At 63.0% G+C, this 17091-nt stretch carries 14 protein-coding genes; 4 read left to right on the top strand and 10 right to left on the bottom strand.

Annotated features, from left to right (window positions below; translation table 11 throughout):
* The first annotated feature begins 34 nt into the window (after positions 1–34).
* Both P0M12_RS15620 and P0M12_RS15615 read left to right on the top strand, forming a co-directional pair.
* Positions 35–1375 (top strand): SLC13 family permease, encoded by a 1341-nt coding sequence (locus P0M12_RS15620; RefSeq protein WP_058039267.1) that lies wholly within the window; start codon positions 35–37, stop codon positions 1373–1375.
* 28 nt (positions 1376–1403) lie between these two features.
* Positions 1404–2813 (top strand): acyl-CoA synthetase, encoded by a 1410-nt coding sequence (locus P0M12_RS15615; protein ID WP_064075114.1) that lies wholly within the window; start codon positions 1404–1406, stop codon positions 2811–2813.
* Between the two features lie 32 nt (positions 2814–2845).
* Here the strand turns inward: P0M12_RS15615 and P0M12_RS15610 are convergent, their stop codons facing one another.
* The 7 genes from P0M12_RS15610 to dacB all read right to left on the bottom strand — a co-directional run bounded on the left by P0M12_RS15610 (position 2846) and on the right by dacB (position 12679).
* Positions 2846–5482: an RDD family protein gene (locus P0M12_RS15610; RefSeq protein ID WP_277376543.1), complete on the bottom strand. Its 2637-nt coding sequence runs from the start codon at positions 5480–5482 to the stop codon at positions 2846–2848.
* A 46-nt stretch (positions 5483–5528) separates the two neighbouring features.
* Positions 5529–7850: a PQQ-binding-like beta-propeller repeat protein gene (locus P0M12_RS15605; protein WP_277376542.1), complete on the bottom strand. Its 2322-nt coding sequence runs from the start codon at positions 7848–7850 to the stop codon at positions 5529–5531.
* Between the two features lie 22 nt (positions 7851–7872).
* Positions 7873–8538, bottom strand: coding sequence for a DUF4190 domain-containing protein (locus P0M12_RS15600; protein WP_020968343.1), 666 nt, complete (start codon positions 8536–8538; stop codon positions 7873–7875).
* 122 nt (positions 8539–8660) lie between these two features.
* On the bottom strand, positions 8661–9215 hold the full coding sequence (gene hpt, locus P0M12_RS15595) for a hypoxanthine phosphoribosyltransferase (protein WP_003941159.1): 555 nt from the start codon (positions 9213–9215) through the stop codon (positions 8661–8663).
* 3 nt (positions 9216–9218) lie between these two features.
* A complete protein-coding gene (gene tilS / locus P0M12_RS15590) occupies positions 9219–10196 on the bottom strand; it encodes a tRNA lysidine(34) synthetase TilS (RefSeq protein ID WP_050656872.1) in 978 nt (325 codons plus the stop codon).
* Positions 10197–11270, bottom strand: a complete 1074-nt coding sequence (locus P0M12_RS15585; protein ID WP_047269664.1) for a zinc-dependent metalloprotease — start codon at positions 11268–11270, stop codon at positions 10197–10199.
* A complete protein-coding gene (gene dacB, locus P0M12_RS15580) occupies positions 11270–12679 on the bottom strand; it encodes a D-alanyl-D-alanine carboxypeptidase/D-alanyl-D-alanine-endopeptidase (RefSeq protein WP_050656873.1) in 1410 nt (469 codons plus the stop codon). The genes P0M12_RS15585 and dacB overlap by 1 nt, the downstream gene beginning before the upstream one ends.
* A 103-nt stretch (positions 12680–12782) precedes the next feature.
* On the opposite strand from dacB, the gene P0M12_RS15575 reads away from it, so the two are divergent.
* Positions 12783–13274 (top strand): inorganic diphosphatase, encoded by a 492-nt coding sequence (locus P0M12_RS15575; RefSeq protein WP_003941181.1) that lies wholly within the window; start codon positions 12783–12785, stop codon positions 13272–13274.
* Between the two features lie 125 nt (positions 13275–13399).
* Here the strand turns inward: P0M12_RS15575 and P0M12_RS15570 are convergent, their stop codons facing one another.
* From P0M12_RS15570 to P0M12_RS15560, 3 genes are all read right to left on the bottom strand, one after another.
* Positions 13400–14230, bottom strand: coding sequence for a crotonase/enoyl-CoA hydratase family protein (locus tag P0M12_RS15570; protein ID WP_007727023.1), 831 nt, complete (start codon positions 14228–14230; stop codon positions 13400–13402).
* Positions 14231–14276: 46 nt separating this feature from the next.
* On the bottom strand, positions 14277–14483 hold the full coding sequence (locus P0M12_RS15565) for a hypothetical protein (RefSeq protein ID WP_124568973.1): 207 nt from the start codon (positions 14481–14483) through the stop codon (positions 14277–14279).
* A gap of 133 nt (positions 14484–14616) precedes the next feature.
* Positions 14617–16146, bottom strand: a complete 1530-nt coding sequence (locus P0M12_RS15560; RefSeq protein ID WP_277376541.1) for an LCP family protein — start codon at positions 16144–16146, stop codon at positions 14617–14619.
* A 122-nt stretch (positions 16147–16268) separates the two neighbouring features.
* Here P0M12_RS15560 and P0M12_RS15555 point away from each other — a divergent pair, with 122 nt between their 5' ends.
* The gene (locus P0M12_RS15555; protein ID WP_007727026.1) at positions 16269–17087 is read left to right on the top strand and encodes a polysaccharide deacetylase family protein; all 819 of its coding nucleotides are present in this window, start codon (positions 16269–16271) and stop codon (positions 17085–17087) included.
* The last annotated feature ends 4 nt before the right edge of the window (positions 17088–17091 follow it).

Raw genomic sequence — 17091 nt, 5'->3', positions numbered from 1 at the left:
ACCACAAGCTGGTCGCGAACGGATTGAGAGTTCGATGGCAAATGTCATAGCCCTGTCAGTACTTGTCCTGGTGTTCGTCATATCCACCGTGAGGTCGGTGAACATGGGTGCGCTCGCCCTGGTGGCTGCCTTCGTCGTCGGAACACTGGTCTTCACCGTCGATACCAGCGAGATCCTCGACGGCTTCCCGGCCAGCCTCTTCGTCATCCTGGTCGGCGTCACCTACCTGTTCGCGCTGGCCAGAAACAACGGCACGGTCGACTGGATCATTCACGCGGCAGTCCGCGCGGTCAGAGGACGAGTGGCCCTCGTGCCGTGGGCGATGTTCGCGGTGTGCGCGGCCGTCACCGCCATGGGCGCGGTCAGTCCCGCTGCCGTCGCCATCATCGCGCCCGTGGCAATGGGCTTCGCCACCCGCTACCGGATCCACCCCATGCTGATGGGCTTCATGGTCGTCCAGGGCGCAACGGCGGGCAGCTTCTCCCCTATCGGAATCTTCGGTGTGATCACCAACGACGTCATGCGTCAGAACGGCCTCCCGTCGAGCCCGGCCTTGCTGTTCGTCTCGACCTTCGCGGCCGCGGCCGTTGTTGCTGCCATCGCGTACGTGTCGTTCGGCGGACGCGCGTTGATTGCGCGCGGCGCCTCCGAACGCGTGCTCGTCAACGCAGTCGGCAATGCGTCTGGCGGTGGCGACACCATCACCGGTTCGGGTTCCGGCGACAGCTCGAAGGGTGGCGGCAAGTCCTCGGGTGGGGCCGCTCCGCACGAGGGAGCGCTCAATCTCGAGCGGCGACTCACCCTGCTCGGACTGGCGTCGCTTGCACTCGGCGCCTTGGTGTTCGACCTCGACGTCGGATTCACCGCACTGACCGTCGCGGTACTTCTCACCCTGATCTTCCCTGCCTCCGCCCGCGGCGCCGTCGACAAGATCAGCTGGGGCACCGTGCTCCTCATCGGCGGAATCGTCACGTACGTCGCTCTTCTGCAGAACCAGAACACCGTCCAGTGGCTCGGGGATTCTGTTGCACACGTGGGGATTCCACTTCTCGCAGCCTTCTTGATCTGCCTGATCGGCGCGATCGTGTCGGCGTTTGCATCCACCACGGGAATCCTCGGCGCACTCATCCCTTTGGCAATTCCATTCCTCATGACCGGTCAGGTCAATGCAACCGGTCTGGTCATCGCGCTGGCAATCTCCTCGTCTCTGGTCGATTGCAGTCCGTTCTCGACCAACGGCGCGCTGGTGGTCGCGAACGCCGCTCCGGAAGAACGCGACGTGGTGTTCGGGCTGACGATGCGGTGGGGCATGACCATCATGGTGGTGACGCCGATTCTCGCCTGGCTGCTGTTCGTTGTTCCATGGTCCGTCTGAATCTTCGCTCAAAGAAAGGGAACTCGCGATGAACAGCGAATCCACACTTCTGCGCTCCCTCGACCCCCGCATCTTCGACGATCACGGAGCGGCGGTCAGTTTCGGCGAAGGCGCAACCCTCTCTCGCGCCGACTTGTTTGCCGCCGCCACCGCGGTCGCCGATCGAATCCATGGTGCACAGCGAGTGGCAGTACAAGCCGCCGCCGGCCTCGAGACAGTGGTCGCCGTCGCCGGCGCACTGATCGCCGGTGTTGCCGTGGTCCCGATCCCGCCCGACTCCGGCCCGCTCGAACGTCAGCACATCATCGCCGATTCCAAGGCCGAACTGATACTCGGAGAAGGGCCGACGGATTCGAGTATCCCGTTGATTCCCATCGATATTCACGCGCGATCCGCGACGTCCTATCCCGAACCGAGTGCGGCAGCTACTGCACTGATCATGTACACCTCGGGAACCACCGGAGCTCCGAAAGGCGTTGTCCTCTCGCGAGCATCGATCGCAGCGGATCTCGACGCGCTCGCTCATGTGTGGAATTGGACGCCAGAGGACACACTCGTCCACGGACTGCCCCTCTTCCACGTCCACGGGTTGATTCTCGGCGTGTTGGGCGCCTTGCGCGTGGGTTCGCCGCTGATTCATACCGTCAGACCAACTCCGGATTCGTATGCCGCAGCGGGTGGCTCGTTGTACTTCGGTGTTCCGACCGTCTGGTCACGCGTGTGCGGTGATCCCTCGGCGGCAGCAGCATTGCGATCCGCGCGCTTGCTCGTGTCCGGAAGTGCACCACTTCCGGTTCCATTGTTCGAGCGGATGAAATCGCTGACCGGGTTGGCTCCCGTCGAGCGCTACGGAATGAGTGAAACCCTCATCACCGTCAGCACGACGCACGACGGCGAACGTCGCCCGGGTTGGGTCGGGCACGCCGTTCCGGGAGTCAGGACGAGGTTGCGCGGCGAGAACGGCGAATTGTCGGCGCACGACGGAGAGCAGCTTGGGCAACTGGAAGTTGCGGGCGCCGTTCTCTTCGACGAGTACCTCGGGAACCCCTCGAAGACAGCGGAATCCATGACCGAAGACGGCTGGTTCCGCACCGGCGACATCGCGGTGATCGACGACAGCGGATTCCACCGCATCGTAGGTCGCGAGTCGGTCGACATGATCAAGTCCGGTGGATACCGCATCGGTGCCGGCGAGGTGGAACAGGCACTTCTGGCATACCCCGGCGTTCGCGAGGCCGCCGTCGTCGGTATGCCGGACGACGATCTCGGCCAGCGCATAGTCGCCTTCATCGTCGGCGACGTAGCCGACTGCGCTGTGGTTTCGGACTTCGTCGCCGAATCACTGTCGATCCACAAGCGCCCACGCCAGGTTTGTCTGGTGGACAGCTTGCCGCGCAACGCTATGGGCAAGGTCCAGAAGAAGCTGCTGACGCCCTGAAGGTGTGCTTGTTTCACTCGAAGCGTGCTCGCTCACTGCCTGGTGACCACGACGACGGCATCAGCCATCCGATCGTGGAAGCCGCGGACGTCCGGTGCGCTACTGATCGAAACGATGATCGCGATCGAAATAGCGACTGTTACCAGAGAACCGAGAATGCTCGCGACACTGCCCAACGACATCGAATTCAGCATGCCGACGAGCTCGTCACCACTACCGAGCATGGCCAACGCCGAAACAGCCGATCCGAGGTACATGGGGATCACGAATGCATTCCGTTTGAAGGACTGCGCCAGGGCCGGACGCGCACCTCCTACCGAGCGAACGCCTATTCCGAGGGCGAGTTTGCCCAGGGTTACCCCGAATGCCGACTCTCCCCATACGAAGTACACGATCGAACCGATCCCGATCATGAGGCCGATCAGACCCGAACTTGTCCGGTAGGAATCGAAGTCGAATCCGTTTCCGAGCGTCGCGGTGGAGATCATTCCGCCGACGACCGACACAACTGCGAGAATGACAAAATCGATGAACCGGGCGGCAACTCGTATCCCGGCTCCGGCCGGCCGAAACCCACCAGGCCGGAGTGGAACGCCGGTCGGCCCATACCCCGGGTCCGGTGGCGGCACGGCAAATTGCGGCACGGCCGATCGCGGTGCGAACGGTTGCACAATTTCGCCGCTGGAGCTGGACTCCGGTCCGCTCGAAATGAACGTCTCGGTCGCAGGTTCGGGTTCGGGTCCGAGTAGACCGAATTGCCCGGCAGCCCTTCGGTCCAACGCTGCATCCACAGCAGGATCACCCAGCGCTTCGAGCCACGTCACAAGATCGTCGTACGTCGACGGATTCGCAGCGATCGCCGGCCGCAACTCCGGCGAACTCGACGCGATCTCGAACAGCACCGCCGCTGGAGTCCGCGGATCCGCAGCCTCGAGAGCACGTCTCGAAGACTGCACGGGCACGGGCACCGGCGCAGGCACGGGCACACGGCCAGGTTCAGGTTCAGGTTCAGGTAGACCGAATTGCCCAGCAGCCCTTCGGTCCAACGCTGCATCCACAGCAGGATCACCCAGCGCTTCGAGCCACGTCACAAGATCGTCGTACGTCGACGGATTCGCAGCAATCGCCGGCCGCAACTCCGGCGAACTCGACGCAATCTCGAACAGCACCGCCGCCGGAGTCCGCGGATCCGCAGCCTCGAGAGCACACCCCGAAGGCCGAACGGGCTGTCCGAGATTCGGTATCGCAGCTGTAACCGTGGTGGCCGACGCGAACAGTTGCACCCCCGCATACAAATTCCGAACAGCCGGTGAGACTGTGAGAGCGAGAGCAACCAGAACCACCAGCATCGCCATGGCGAGATCGAATATCCATGCACTGTAATATATTTCGCCATACATGGCCGACTGCACCACGAGACGAGCGATCATCAGGACGAGCAAGCCGAGACAGACTCCGAGACCGACCTCGCGTGACGGGCGAGGGTCGAGCGAAGAATACCGAAGCGACAGTGATCTGACTCCGACAACGGCAAGAATCCCGAAGAGTATCGCGAGAACAGCGAGCACTAACGCATCTCCCCACGGCACGATGCCAAATTGCGTTGCTGCCATTGCGATCTGAGAGAATCCAACACCGAAGCTCCACACCGCGATCAACAGCATGCCGTTTCGTGCCGCTGCGAGCCAGACGTATCCGGGGTGCGTCCCGTCGCCGACGGACGCAACACCGAATGGAATGAATGTAATTGCGGCTGCGGCAATCAAGAACGTGATGCCGTAGTAGGGACTAGCCGTGACCGTGTGGAACAGCTCGACACTTGTGCCCTCGCTGATCGAGTGGAGTAATCCGGCTGCGAGGAGAGCGATGCCGAGCGCGGCGATGGTGAGGCGCCAGGACGCAAACCGTCTGGCGAGACCGACTGCCGCAACACCCACCACGACGATCGGAACGGCCGACGACACGAAGAGAACGATCAGGCTCTCGAATGTCTGCGGCCCGTCGTAATATCGGTAGCGACTGACGGAGACCAGGATGTAGATCAGCGCGAGTAGCGCCGAGGCCACTGACGACCCCCAAGCCACAAACACAAGCGGCTTCACCAACGCCAACCATCGCGGCGCGGTTCGAGGGTCGATGCGAATTTCGGCCGCGCGCGGTTGAGCTGCGAGCAGGGCGCCGGCAAGCCCGAACCACGCTCCAGCGCCAACCCCGTTGCCGGTGAAAATACTCGAACTCTCACTGAATCGGAACATTCCACGAATGACGTCGTAGACGACAAGACCCACAACAGTGGCAATGAGGGGTCCGTTGGCCACCAGACGCAGCACACGTATCTGCCCGACATTCCAATTCGGCCCGAGCATTCCGAGTCGCGCCACGTACGGCAGTAACAGCGACGCCAGCGACAGCAGTGTCGGCAGAACCAGAAGCAGCACAAGAGCACTCGAACCGACGCGGGCTATTCCGACGGTCGCACTCCACGGTAAGAAGAGCGACACGAACAGCAGTGCCGCGGCTGTCCCGTCGCGGGTGTAGTCACCGATCCGAATATCCACGAACGCAGATCGCGTCGGTGAATAGCTCTGTGGCGGTGGATACATGCCGTGCGACTGAGGCGAACTGCTTATTGATGGTTCACCGGGTTGACGCGAGTTGTCTTCGGTCATTCGCCAAGCTCCTCAGATGTGGGAAGTGCGCCGAACGGGTCAGGCACTATCGCCGATATTTGGTGGTCCCCGACGAATCGCGATCGTTGCTGACGATCTTGGCGAAGCATTGATCGTTGGCAATCCGCTTCGAATCGCACCACCCGTTGGCCGCATCCGCATCCGCAAACGTCAAGCCTGCGACGGTTATCCACCAACCCCGGAGATCGAAGGTCCGCCATTCGTCACTCCAGAGCAGACGCACCTCCGGATACATGAGACGAAGTTCGAGATGCTGTCGCAGGATCTGGGCAGCAGTCCAATGCACCTGAGCGCCATTGATATCCGCCGCATCGAGTCCGACCCGCTTGGAGGAGATCTGAGCCACCCACCTGTTCGCGAGGTCACCGATCACAAAGGGGCGATCGGCGTCGGCCTGAGCCCGGAGGGCGTCGAGACTCGCAGATTCGACGTCGCCCGTTGTCGGCTGCGCGCTACGTGTGGGTCGGATCGGCGTATTGGTGTCACTTCGCGATGCCGGCCCGGATGTCAGGCTGGTATCACTCGTCCCGTCGTCCTCGCATTCGACGAGTTGAGCACCTGACGCTCTCGAATTGGTCAGACTCGAAGACTCACCGAGAGTGTTCGGCAGCCTCCAGAAGCTACCGAGGTCGTACAGGAACTCGCGCTGGATCGAGTTCGTCGTGTTCGTCCCATCGGTTCGGGGAAGATAGATCGGCGCATCGGAGAAGTCGAACACCGCCGATGCAACGCTCTGGCCGGTGTCGGTGATCGATACACGAAGCGCGTCGGTGGAGACGATGTCTCCGCCGGGGCATGATGCTTTCATTTCCATTAGAACGACGAGACCCTCTGCCTGCGTGCGGTATTCAACCGGCGTCAGGGTCGGTGTCCGGCCGCATTTCGTGACGTACTCGTTGCCTCCGTCGAATTCAGGGACAGCGGGCAGCCTGCCCGGTGCTCCTGACGGTCCGCCGGTCGGTGGGTAGTAGAGGAATCTGTCATTGGAGATCGAGGCGAGTCCGTCGTGGGCCTTCGACCAAGACCAGTGGTTGGTGTGGGAATCGAGGGACCAACTGACAGAGCCGTCGTCGAGTTCGACGGCGAGTACCCTGCCGTCGTTAGGATGGACGAGAATTCGCTCACCGTCCGAGACCGAGTAAGAGAAGTAGTCGCCGATCTTGGTCGACCACAACTGTTCCCCGGTGTCGATTCGGTAGGCCGAGAGCGTGTCCGAGTCGTTGCCCAACACGATGTCGCCGACGATCCGGCGTAGCGAGAAGTGGTCTCCGCCGATGACCGACCACAGCTCGGTGCCGTCGTTCATGTCGTAGGCACCGTGCGAGCCGATGTACGGACGAGATTTCGATGCCGAGACAAGCCACGGTGATGCCGGTGCGTCTTCGTCAACTCTAAATCTCTCGGCACCGTCACGGTCGGACACGATGCTGGAGTATCCGTCCGACGCAAATGGCATCGCACAGAGGACGCCGGCAAAACCTTGTCCTGGAAGTGCCTCGTAGCCACCCAGATTCGGATTCGAAAGCAGTGCGCCATCGACCGCGTTGAGCGCCGTAGATCCGATGCTCGAGTAATAGACGATGCCGTCGACGATCTCGAAAGAATGCGAATCGCCGGATCCGACGCAGTCGGTTTCCGGTGGAGTTGTCGTTGTCCACGCCGCATCGAGGTCGGTGGGGGTTCCGCGCGAAATCACCAGCCCGGACTGGCTACCGCCGACAGTGAAGACCGCTCCGTCGGAAACCTCGACCAAGGTGGCCGTATCGGTGTCGACACTCGAACGAATCGCCCCCGAGTCGAGCGAGAAGGAAACGACTCGAGCTGTTCCACCAGGGTTCCTGACGACACAAGGTAGGGCTGCATCGATCGCGGTGGTCGCACACGACACCGTGCCGGCGACCGGCGTTTGCCATCGAATGGATCCGCTCTCGGCGTCGACTGCAACAAGTTGGGACTGCTGGCCCTGCTGTGGACCGACCGTAGTGATCAGAGTCTGTCCCACGGCGATGAATCTCGCCGTTCCATAGCTCGCACCGAGCGAATCCGGCCACAGAAATCTTCCGCCCGGCAGAACCTCGTCAACGTCCAACGACCACCCTGGCGTCGGCTGCGTCGGGTAAGTGTTGACCAGCTGGCCTGCCACCGGTCCATCGGTGTCTCCCGACCGGAGAATCGTGACAACGGTGACGGCGCCTGCGGCGAGGGCCGCGACGGCGGTAAGGGCTGCAACGGCAACAATCCATCCTCGGCCACGAGATCGAGAGGGCGGAGGATGTCCGGCAACCAGAGCCTGCGGTGGTGAAGGTGGGGGTGGTGGGGGAGGTGGGGGCGGGGGCGGCAACGTCATCGGTTGTGTCTCCCTCTGTCGATCATTCGTCCGCTAGGCAAAGCACTACGACAGGACTCTCTTTGCGAACCCAATCGGCGGTGCACGAAGATGTGGACGTGCCGCGGCTGACTACCCGGTGAGTGGCGCTGCTCGAGCTGCATGAGACCGGACTGACGTATGTCTCGCTGGTCCCGTCGCCCTTGTCTGCCCCGAGCCTTCGTACGACGCAGTCACCTACCGAGGCATTGGCGATGACCGACGCCGTGTCGCTTCCGCTGTACGTCGGCGCCACCGTCCGGGATGTGGTGGTCGCATACGTCGGATAAGTCGTACTCGACGATTCAGATGTGTAGTAGAGAGAAGACGCGCTGTCGTAGTCGTCGAACGCGCGGGTGACTGCATTGGCAATGAGAAACATCCACACGATCGACAGCACCAGAAGCGCGGTGAAGATGTAGCCGATGACCAGACCGGCGATTGCAAGTCCTCGCCCCTGCTCACCGGTTCGTTTGATCTGCGCCAGCGAAATGTGGCCGAGCACAATGCCGACCGGCGCCAGCACGAGCGCCCCGACCAGGGCGGCAATTGCGAGGCCGTTTGTGGTCGGAGGTTGGTACAGAACGCCCTGCGGTTGGGCACTCCAGTACTGCTGCTCCCCACCAGGCGGGGGCGGTGGTGGCGGTGGCGGTGGTGGCGGAAGGGTCACCGAATAAGCCGTCGATAGCGCATTCCGTGAATCTAGCGACGCCTCGGAGACCTGTCTGTCGTCCGTTCGGCGGACTGATGCAGAGGTGCCGAAATGTGAAGAGTTCTAACCGGCGAGCAGGCTCAGCCGCCGTAGACCTCGGGGTCCAGGGTGCCGATGTACGGCAGATCGCGGTACCGCTCGGCGTAGTCGAGGCCGTAACCGACGACGAACTCGTTGGGGATGTCGAAGCCCACGTCGCGGACGTCGACGTCGATCTTGACCGCATCCGGCTTACGGAGCAGGGTGACGACCTCGAGCGAAGCGGGATTACGTGTCTTGAGGTTGCGCATCAGCCACGACAGCGTGAGACCGGAGTCGATGATGTCCTCGACGATCAGCACGTGGCGACCGGCGATGTCCTTGTCGAGGTCCTTGAGGATGCGGACGACGCCCGAAGACGAGGTCGAGGATCCGTAGGAGCTCACGGCCATGAATTCCATCTGCGACGGGATCGGCAGCGCGCGGGCGAAGTCGGTCATGAAGAAGACCGCTCCCTTGAGGACGCCGATCAGCAGGAGATCCCCTTCGGGGGCGCCTGCCGGGTAACGCTTGGCGATGTCCTCAGCCAGTTCCGCCGTTCGTGCACGGATCTGTTCTTCGGAGATCAGTACCGATGCGATGTCGCCCTCGTACACGCGTCAAACCCTTCGTCGGTCTTCGAATCCGAGGATCAGCCTGCCACGTCGCCGGGCCGCCACCAACCTCGCCTCCGGTGTTCCGCCCCCGATCGCGACGCCGCCTTGCCCCCGCCAGTCGGTCACCAGGGCGTCGACCGCCCGTAACTGTTTGTCCGTCAATGCTTTTGCGCCGCCCTGCAGCAGCCAGGCGCGCAGAGCGCGTCGACGGATTGCGGTGGGCGCTTCGGCAAGTGTGTCCACTTCCACTTCCCCGTCGACGACAACCCGTAGGAGTAGGGCCTCGGCGTACTCGTCGAGCGCCTCACCGTCCTCACGCAACTGCGTCGCGGTTCGGGCCAACGCCTCGGCAACTCCCCCGCCGAGAATTTCTTCGAGCAGCGGCAACGCCTCGTGCCGCAGACGCACGCGAGTGAACTCGGGATTGTTGTTGTGCGGGTCCTCCCACGGCGTGATGCCCAGGTCGACGCAGGCCGCCCTGGTCACCGACCGACGGATGCCGAGTAGCGGCCGTCCCCAGGGGGCGTCGAATGCAGCCATACCCTGAATCGATCGCCCACCGGACCCGCGGGACAGTCCGAGAAGGACGGTCTCGGCTTGATCGTCGAGCGTGTGTCCGAGCAGAACCGGGAGGTCAGTCCTGGCGTCGCGCAGAGCGCTGTACCGAGCCTCACGCGCAGCGGCTTCGAGACTCCCACCTTCGGCTACGTCGACGGTCAGCACCGTCGCGGTCCGGCAACCCAGCGCCAGCGCCTGGTCTGCGGCCGAGCGCGCGACGGCATCAGAACCATCTTGTAGCCGATGGTCCACGATCAACGCGTCGACAGAATCGGTTTCCGCCACCGCTGCTGCGGTCAACGCCAATGAATCGGTGCCCCCGGACAGGGCGACGACCACACGGCGTCGTGGCTCGAATGCGACCGTCCATGCCCGCACGGCCTGTCGCAGCGCCAGGAGGGCAGGCGTCTCAGGCAGCAGCATCTAGCCGAGAACGCGCTTTACCCACGCGTCGGGATTGTCGATCTCGTCGAGCAACGGCAAGGTCTCGGGCCCGGTCCAGATGGTGTTGAACTGCTCCATGCCGACCTTGAGAACTACCGCGTCGACGAAGGCCTTGCCACGCACGTACTGCGCCATCTTGGCGTCCATGCCGAGAAGCATCTTGATGATCCGCTGCACGGGGTTGGACTTGCGCTGCCGACGCTTGTCGAAGGCCGCGCGGATAGTTGCCACCGACGGCACCACTGCGGGGCCGACGGCGTCCATCACGTGGTCTGCATGCCCTTCCAGGAGAGTGCCGAGTACGAGCATCCGATCCAGCGCGTCACGCTGGGGTTCCGCCTGCGAGGCGCGCAGCAGCCCGATGATGCCGCCCGCCGTCGCACCGTCACTGGAGTCGGGTTCCTTCCGCGAGCGCAGCTCTGCAGCAAGGCGCCCGACAACGTCGGTCATCGACTCGTCCACCGTCGCACCAAGCGTTTCGACGGATTCCTTCATGTACTCCGCGAGCCACGGCGAGGACGAGAACTGGACCCGGTGCGTGACCTCGTGCAGGCAGACCCACAACCGGAAGTCACTCGGGTTCAGCCGAAGGGACCGTTCGACGGAGACGATGTTCGGTGTGACCAGAAGCAGGGTGCCGTGCTCGCCGGTGAACGGGTCGTACTGCCCGAGGATCGCCGAAGACAGGTACGCCAGCATGGCGCCGGCCTGCAGGCCCGCCGGCTTTCCGACGATGAGATTGCCACTGCCGTCAGGGTCGGCGCCGGTGAGATGTGCCATCGACCGCGAGGCCGCCGTGATCCACCCGGCCCGGTCAAGCACGTCAGCAGCCGGGACCGGTAGACCGTCGGCCAGCCCGGTCACTTCACGAACCGGCAGTTCTGCGCGCTCGGACGCTTCGGCGAGTTCTGCGGTTGCCGTCTCGGCCGTGTAGCGAGACATCGCGGGGCCGCCGCGCGCCAGTTTTATCCCGGCTTTGGCGGCAAGACTCCAGTCGACGGCACCACCGAGCGGAGCCGAGGCTTCATCGTCTTGTGGAGTCTTTTCGGCCACTATTGGCACCCGCAATTCCTCAATGCTCCGGCAATCGCGTCCAGGGCAGGACGGCTCACTTCTGGCGGCCGGTCATTGGACATCAGTGCGAAGGTGAGCACTCGCCCGTTCTGATCGACCACGAACCCTGACAACGCGCTGGCCGTTGAGAGAGTTCCCGTCTTGGCTCGCACCCAACCCGCACCGGTTCGGTTTCCGGACGCGTAGCGGTCGGACAAACTTCCTGTTCCGCCGGCCACCGGAAGGTAGTCCAGCAGGGGGCGCAGTTTCGGATCACCGTCACCGGCCGCAGCCGTCATGACGCGATCGAGTACCTGAGCGGGAATGAGATCGTCGACGGACAGTCCGCTGGAATCGTGCAGCGATACACCGGTGTAGTCGAACCCGGCCGCCTGCAGGGTCTTGCCGGTCGCGTCGACGGCTCCGGTGAACGAAGCTTCGATTCCGGAGGCAATCGCGACCTCACGCCCGATGGTCTCTGCGAGCACGTTGTCGGAATGTTCCATCATCTGCAGCAGCCGGTCGCTCAGCGGCGCCGACTGCACGGTGGCGATCGGCTTGGCACCGGCAGGCGCCGCGCCGAGACTCACGTTGGCGGGATCGACACCGAGCGCCTGAGCGAGCACCTTGCCCGCGTCCAACGCGGGAGTTTCCGAACGCGGCGACTCGTCTTGAGTGCCGTCGTACCGACCACCTTCGATCATCACCGATTCGATCGGGGTGATGTAACCGGCCGCGATGTCCGCGGGGAACCAGCCGGTGGCCATGTTGTCGCCCTTGAACAAGCTCGAGTCCACCACGACGCTGTTCACCGGCGTACCGGCAGCCTTGATCTGGTCGACGAGATCCGCGATGTGCGCTGCGTTGGCGTAGTACCCGCTCTGCCCCTTCGGCGTCGCCGTCAGCGTCGGGTCACCGCCGCCGACCAGAACGACCTGCCCGGGGCTCGTTCCGGGCACCACAGTCGTGGACAGCCGGTGGTCGAGCGGCAACTTCAGCAGTGCCGCCGATGCGGTCAGCACCTTCGTCGTGGACGCGGGCGTCATCGGCGTCGACGGGTCCGTGCTCCAGAGAATGTTTCCGGTGAGCGCATCAGCGACTACTCCGGTGAACTTCCCCAGATCCGGGTTGGCCACGGCCGGGCCGATCGCCGCTGCGATTCCCGACGCGCTCGGGATCGGTGCGTCCGTCGGGACGGGCACCACCTGAGGTGACGGCGTCACGAGCGCAGGCTGCGGCGACGTAGTCACGGTCGCGCTGCCCGCGGTGTCGTTCGACGTACCGAGTTTCACGACGACAACTCCGGCGACGGCCAGTACAACCACTGCACCGACCGCCAGAAGGATGCGGAAGTTACGCCGTCGACTCTCTTCCAACGAGCCGATCTTCTTCTTTCCTTGGCCCGCCAACGCCCCTCCGTCTGTGCTCTGCCTACTGGGTGGTCAGGCAACCTTATCCTTGACCCGATATCCTTCCGACGAATCATTACCGACACGACAGCGAGGAATCGGCGTGGAGTTCGACGTCACCATCGAGATCCCCAAGGGTCAGCGCAACAAGTACGAGGTCGACCACGTAACCGGTCGCGTCAAACTCGATCGCTACCTCTACACAGCTTTCGGCTACCCGGCCGACTACGGCTTCATCGAAAACACCCTGGGTGAGGACGGCGATCCGCTCGACGCCATGGTCCTGCTCCCCGAGTCGGTCTTCCCCGGCGTCATCGTCGAGGCTCGCGCAGTCGCGATGTTCAAGATGGTCGACGAGGCCGGCGGAGACGACAAGGTCCTCTGCGTTCCGGCCGGTGACCCCCGCTGGGATCACATCCAGGATCTGGGTGACATCTCACAGTTCGAGCTCGATGCGATCAAGCACTTTTTCGTCCACTACAAGGACCTCGAGCCGAACAAGCACGTCGAGGCAGCCAACTGGGTCGGCCGCGCCGAGGCAGAGGCCGAGATCGAGGCTTCGATCAAGCGTCTCGCTGCCAACGGCGGTCACTGAGCTCGAGTTCTCAGGCCTAACGAAAATCCCCGCACATCGGAAGATGTGCGGGGATTTTTGTGCTGTTTTTACTCGCCCTTGCAGTTCCTACTCACCCTTGCAGTTCCTACTCACCCTTGCAGTTCCTACTCACCCTGGAAGACTGGCGGGCGCTTCTGGAAGACGGCGGTGATGGCCTCGGTCAGATCCTGCGAAGGCAGGAACGCCGCGTTCCAGGCTGCGACGTAGCGAAGGCTGTCGTTCACGCTCGCGCTGCGGGTGTGATCGAGCACGTCCTTGATCCCGTGGACGACGAGCGGCGGGTTGAGCGCAATCTCCTTGGCGGTCGCGCGCGCCGCTGCCAGTACCGCGTCGGCATCTTCGAAAACGTCGTTGACGAGGCCGATCTTCTCGGCGCGCGCTGCGTCGATGTCCTTGCCGGTCAGAGCCAACTCACGCAGGTGTCCGTCGCCGATGATCGCGGGCAGACGCGCGAGGCTGCCCATGTCTGCGACGATCGCGACCTTGACCTCGCGGATGCTGAACTTGGCATCGGCACTTGCGTAGCGGATGTCCGCCGCCGTGATCAGGTCGACGCCGCCGCCGATGCACCAGCCCTGCACAGCTGCGACGACGGGCTTGCGGCAATCTGCGACGGCATTGATGCCCGACTGCATGCGCTTGATCATGTCGTGGAACTTGGTGCGCGGGCCTGCCTGAGCCTTGTCCGCGAGGACGGCACCGAATTCACCGCTCATCGCCGGCAGGTCCAGTCCGAACGAGAAGTGCTTGCCGGAACCGGCGATGACGATTGCACGCACCTCGGGGTCGGCGTCGAGGTCGGCGAAGATTTCGGGGAGTTCACTCCAGAAATCCGGCCCCATCGCGTTGCCCTTGCTCGGCCCGATCAGCGTCACCTGGGCGATGTTGTCTTCGCGCTCGACGGTGAACGCATTCCAGCTCTTCTGTTCAGTCATTACTCAAGAGTAACTAAAGGTCGGGCTCAGCCGAAGACCGCTGCCTTCATCCGAAGATTCCTGCCTCGTCAAGTACCAGTACGACGAGGGTGACGGCCATCAGGGCGAACATGATGAGCATCGCCATCCTGGCCGCCCGCTCACTGGTCGGTGGGAAAACGCGCTGCGCCGGATGCTCGGCCACGTACTCGGACAAGGACATGGTCCTGGCACGTGAGCGTGTCGGATTCTGTACCGCTGCTGTTGTAGCCATGTCGGTGATCCTTTCAACTACGCAATCTCAGTCAGGTACCCCAAAGGTGAAGTACCCGACTGAGTTCGACTTCTCCAATGTAGACCCGCAGATCGAAGAAGTCAGCGTGAGTTTGGTGCGAATTACCTGAGAGTCAGTCCACACAGGGGATGCCGCCATTCGCGTCGGCCCGGATGGGTGATCCCTGCGCTCCCGTATCGGGAACGGTGCCGGCGGATACCGACGAGTCCGACTGCGCCGGAGCGGCCGAGAACACGGTCTGCGCATTGTCCTCACCGATCAGTACAGACACTGATTCGGCCGCTGCCTGCTCGTTAGGCACTGCGGCCACGCCCAACTGCTCGGCCAGCGCCTCTGCGACGGCTTTGGCGCCGACTCCATAGCTGACCACCGACTTTGCCGTCGCAACTGCGGTGCTCACCTCTCCGACTTCGACTCCCGACGCTTTCATCGCCGCTGCCAACGCGGCGCCCAACCCGTCCGTCGCGGTTCCGTTGCGGATATCCACAACTTCGTTCCCGGTCGAGACAGCAGTGTCCATCGCAGGTGCAGATGCCGAGTCACCTCCCGCGAAGATCCGCGACACTTCACTACGCAGACGCGCCGGATCGACGATGTTGACGTCCTGGCCGGCGACGGTCTCGTATCCCTCGATGGGCAGGGTGTAGAAGTCGATGTTCCCACCTGCGAGAGCGCTTGCCTGAGAAGCGAATCGGACGGGATCCATGGCAGAATCGATCACCACGTCCTTCTTCACCACGTCGGCCAGCGCCGTCATCTTCGGAATGTTTCCGATGACGCCGGAGCCCTTCAAGTTGGCGATCACCGCGCTGATGAAAGCCTGCTGCCGGTGGGTGCGATCCAAGTCCCCGTTGTCCAGGCCGTGGCGTTGACGGACAAACGAAAGTGCCTGTGACGCATCGAGAGTCTGAACACCGGCCGGGAAGTTGGCGCCCGAGAAGTCATCCTGCACCGGATTGTTGAGGCACACCTGAACGGGGCCGATAGCCGAGACGACGTCGTAGAAGCCCATCAGGTTCACTTCGGCAAAGTGATCGATCGGAACCTTGAGCAGATTCTGCACGGTGGTCAGTGTCGACCGCCGACCGACTTCACGCGCTTGCTGTTCTCGTGCAGCAGGATCCGTCACACCGTCCGCTACGAGTTTGGCGTCCGCTTCAGCCTTCGCCATTCCGTACGCTTCCTTGATCTTGGCCATTCCGTAGCCGGGAACAGCGACGTAGTCGTCGCGTGGGATCGCCACCGCACTGGCCTTGCCGCCATCGCCCGGAACATGGAGCAGGATAAGCGTGTTCGTGTTGTATCCACCCACATCGCTGTCCCCCGCATGCAGCTTGTCGGTGACGAACTCTGCCGGCAGATCGCTGCCGTCCATCGCCTTGCGACTGTCGAGCCCGATCAACAAGATGTTGGTATCCCCGTCGAGCGAACTGCCGGCGTCGTCACCGAGGGCGGAGAGCGCATCCGACCGGTACAGCCCCGACGTCAGATCCGACTGCACGTACCAGCCGATTCCGACGCCCACCAGAATCGTCGTCGACAGGGACGCCGCCGCCAGCTTGCGCCCTACCGAGAGCGTCGACCGCTGCGGTTGACGCCTACGCCTGTGCCTGGTTGCCGAGTGTCGAGGTCGCGGTTCCACGGCCGACACGCTATCCACCGTTCCTGAGTAGAACCTGTCGATACCGGACACGGCTGGTCATTGGCTGAAAAAACGCTGAGAATGAAGTCCGAATAGGGCAAATCTGCTCTAGGCTCCGCCCTGTGGACCGCCGACGCTTCCTCAGTGCCCTCGCAGCAGCAACTCTGACCGGAACCGCCGCGGTGACCATGGGAACCGCTTGTTCGTCACGTTCGGTCGGGACGGCAATCGCTGCAGCCGACGAACCAACCGACCCCGTCCCTGTCCCGGATCTCCCGCCTGCCTTGTTGCCGCCTCCACCGCCGTCTGCCCGGGTGCCGCTGCCCGCCGGCGGATCGTTGACCGCGTTACCCGGCGGTGGGGATCTGTTTGCCCTGACGGTTGACGACGGAGCCAGCTCCGAAGTCGTGCGCCTCTACACACAGTTCGCAAAAGACACCGGCATCCGTTTGACGTACTTCGTCAACGGGCAATACAACTCGTGGACCGAAAACGCCGGACTTCTCAGACCGCTGGTCGAGAGCGGACAAATTCAGCTCGGCAATCACACCTACTCGCACCCGGATCTGACGTCCGTGTCGAAACAGCAGATCGCCGACGAGCTGACGAAGAACGGCACGTTCCTGCGCAACACCTACGGCGTGGACGCGGCGCCGTACTTTCGGCCGCCGTACGGAAGGCACAACGCGACAGTCGATTCCGTGGCCGCGAGCGTCGGCTACACCGTGCCCACCCTCTGGTACGGATCACTGTCGGATTCTTCGTTGATCACCGAGGAGTACATCCTCCAAATGGCGAACCAGTACTTCAATCCGGGGGCCATCGTGATCGGGCACCTCAACTATCTGCCCGTGACCCACGTGTATCCGCAACTGGTGGACATCATCCGGAGCCGAAACCTGCGGACTGTCACGCTCAACGATGTTTATCTGAAGCCGTGACGCC

The organism is Rhodococcus sp. RCBS9 (assembly GCF_029457415.1).
Taxonomy (GTDB): Bacteria; Actinomycetota; Actinomycetes; order Mycobacteriales; family Mycobacteriaceae; genus Rhodococcus_F; species Rhodococcus_F qingshengii.
The sequence above is the reverse complement of the archived record's forward strand: the minus strand, read 5'-3'. Positions and strand labels throughout refer to the sequence as shown.

What these genes read in the sequence shown, in the direction of transcription:
- P0M12_RS15570 (WP_007727023.1), bottom strand. Translation starts at nt 14,230, where the DNA reads ATGACTGAACAGAAGAGCTGGAATGCGTTCACCGTCGAGCGCGAAGAC.
- tilS (WP_050656872.1), bottom strand. Translation starts at nt 10,196, where the DNA reads ATGCTGCTGCCTGAGACGCCTGCCCTCCTGGCGCTGCGACAGGCCGTG.
- P0M12_RS15620 (WP_058039267.1), top strand. Translation starts at nt 35, where the DNA reads ATGGCAAATGTCATAGCCCTGTCAGTACTTGTCCTGGTGTTCGTCATA.
- P0M12_RS15565 (WP_124568973.1), bottom strand. Translation starts at nt 14,483, where the DNA reads ATGGCTACAACAGCAGCGGTACAGAATCCGACACGCTCACGTGCCAGG.
- P0M12_RS15610 (WP_277376543.1), bottom strand. Translation starts at nt 5,482, where the DNA reads ATGACCGAAGACAACTCGCGTCAACCCGGTGAACCATCAATAAGCAGT.
- P0M12_RS15615 (WP_064075114.1), top strand. Translation starts at nt 1,404, where the DNA reads ATGAACAGCGAATCCACACTTCTGCGCTCCCTCGACCCCCGCATCTTC.
- P0M12_RS15605 (WP_277376542.1), bottom strand. Translation starts at nt 7,850, where the DNA reads ATGACGTTGCCGCCCCCGCCCCCACCTCCCCCACCACCCCCACCTTCA.